This window comes from Streptococcus intestinihominis, assembly GCF_046824975.1.
Taxonomy (GTDB): domain Bacteria; phylum Bacillota; class Bacilli; order Lactobacillales; family Streptococcaceae; genus Streptococcus.
Window position 1 is genome coordinate 310324 of sequence record NZ_JBKQBL010000002.1, and the last position, 1918, is coordinate 312241.

Annotated in this window: 2 protein-coding genes and 1 pseudogene; 1 reads left to right on the forward strand and 2 read right to left on the reverse strand. The window is 46.7% G+C overall.

Annotated elements, in window-relative coordinates; genetic code table 11:
* Nucleotides 1–242, reverse strand: a pseudogene (locus tag ACLOR3_RS04915) (glutathione-dependent disulfide-bond oxidoreductase); the annotation flags it as partial.
* Nucleotides 243–380: 138 nt separating this feature from the next.
* Between ACLOR3_RS04915 and add the strand changes: the two are divergent.
* Nucleotides 381–1400, forward strand: coding sequence for an adenosine deaminase (gene add, locus ACLOR3_RS04920; protein WP_411400239.1), 1020 nt, complete (start codon nucleotides 381–383; stop codon nucleotides 1398–1400).
* A gap of 38 nt (nucleotides 1401–1438) precedes the next feature.
* Here the strand turns inward: add and ACLOR3_RS04925 are convergent.
* On the reverse strand, nucleotides 1439–1918 hold a 480-nt coding region (locus tag ACLOR3_RS04925; RefSeq protein WP_412037035.1), incomplete at its 5' end, for a DnaD domain-containing protein.

The window sequence follows — 1918 nt, forward strand, 5'->3', positions numbered from 1 at the left end:
TCACCAATCTTGATACGATAAGCGTCGTAGCCTGCATCCACTCCCAGCTCTTTCAATTCCTCCAGCATAATGGTTACCTTAATCCCATTTGGAGTTGGAAGGGTATAGAGTTGGAAAGGCTGATCCCCTTTTGGAAGAGTTTGTTCAAAGCGGGCACCTGCTGTTGGTTGGTTCAGGCCACCCCAGGCTCCTCCCATCTGGCTCGGTGCTTCCCATACTTCTGGTAATTGATAATCTGACATCTCTTTTCTCCTTTGTCTATGTTACTACTAGCATATCAAATCCTGCCTCTAGTTTCAAAAATCTGCTACACTAGCTTTACTTGACTTTTCTTGGCAAAATGATAGTATAGAAAAAATACATTTTGAAGGAGAAAAAACATGTCCACGATCGACTTTCATAGTTTGGCAAAGACAGAACTACACTGCCACTTAGACGGTTCCTTGTCTCTTCCGACCATTCGCCAATTGGCAGCCATGGCCAATATTGACCTTCCTGCCAGTGATGAAGAGCTCAAGCACCATGTCACTGCACCTGCCCACTGTGAGAATCTTTTGGACTATTTGGAGGCCTTTGACTACATTCGCCCTCTTCTTCAGACCAAGGAAGCCTTGACCCTTGCTGCTTATGATGTGGCCAAGCAAGCTGCTTTGGAAAATGTCGTCTACATTGAGGTGCGCTTTGCCCCAGAATTGTCCATGGACCAAGGGCTCACTGTCCCAGAAACTATCGATGCTGTCTGTGAAGGACTGCGCCAAGCCCAGGATGAATTTGGCATTGTCTCAAAAGCCCTCGTCTGTGGTATGCGCCAGTCGGATCAAGAACTCACCTCTCGTATCCTGGCAGAAGCCAACCAAGTTAGGGATCAAGATTTTGTCGGCTTTGACTTCGCTGGGGATGAACACCACTACCCACCACAAGCCATTGATGCCCTCATCCAACAGGTTAAAAGTTACAACCGTCCCATGACCCTGCATGCTGGCGAGTGCCACTGTCCAGCCAACGTCGCTCAATCCATGGCCTATGGTATCAAACGAAATGGTCACGTGACCTTGCTAGCGGATGAACCAGAGCTTCTAAATGAGTTTGTGAAAAATGGAGTCACCGGTGAGCTCTGCTTGACCAGTAACCTTCAAACCAAAGCTGCTGCCACTGTGGCGGACTTCCCTTACCTCAAGATGAAGGAAGCACAAGCCCAAATCAGTATCAACACCGATAACCGGACCGTCTCTGATACGGATCTCACCAAGGAATATACCCTCTACCACCGCCACTTCCAAACAACGCCAGCTGACTTTTACCAGCACAATGTCGATGCCATCCAAGCTTCCTTTGCTAGTGACGAAGAAAAGCAAGAACTCCTTGCCAAACTAGAAAAAGCTTACGCGGACTATTTATAAACAAAAAAAGCTAGCACTTTATGAGTGCTAGTATTTTTTTAATCTTTCCACAAATCCATCGCCTGTAAGAAATCATCTGAAACTGTGACATTTTCAGGCTGAAGGGCTTCCCGTTCTTGTTGTTTGATTTTTAATTGTGTCAAACTGGTAATGCCCTCCCGTCGCCAATTGCGCAGGATGGCCTGAATGTATTTCCAGTGTGGCTTGCCATTAAAGACAGCTTCTCTCAAGGCAGCCTTCACAATATCAGGGTCTGTTTGATCCTGCTTGACTGTCTGCGTCAAATCTTCGATTTCAAATGGCGTCAATAAACGTCCCAACTCCTGCTCAAAAGTTTTGACCAAATCAGCCAGTTCATTTTCTGCTTGCTTATCTTGCCCACGCTGTGCTACTTCCGTCTTGCTTTGAAGCAAATCATCCAAGCGCTCGAGGGCAATAGTCGCATCAAAAAGAACTTCAATCTCGCCATCTAGCTCAATGGTCCGATATTGGAGCAAACCTTGGTTAGTCAGGCGAGA

Coding starts and splice junctions, on each gene's coding strand:
- add (WP_411400239.1), top strand. CDS start 381: ATGTCCACGATCGACTTTCATAGTTTGGCAAAGACAGAACTACACTGC.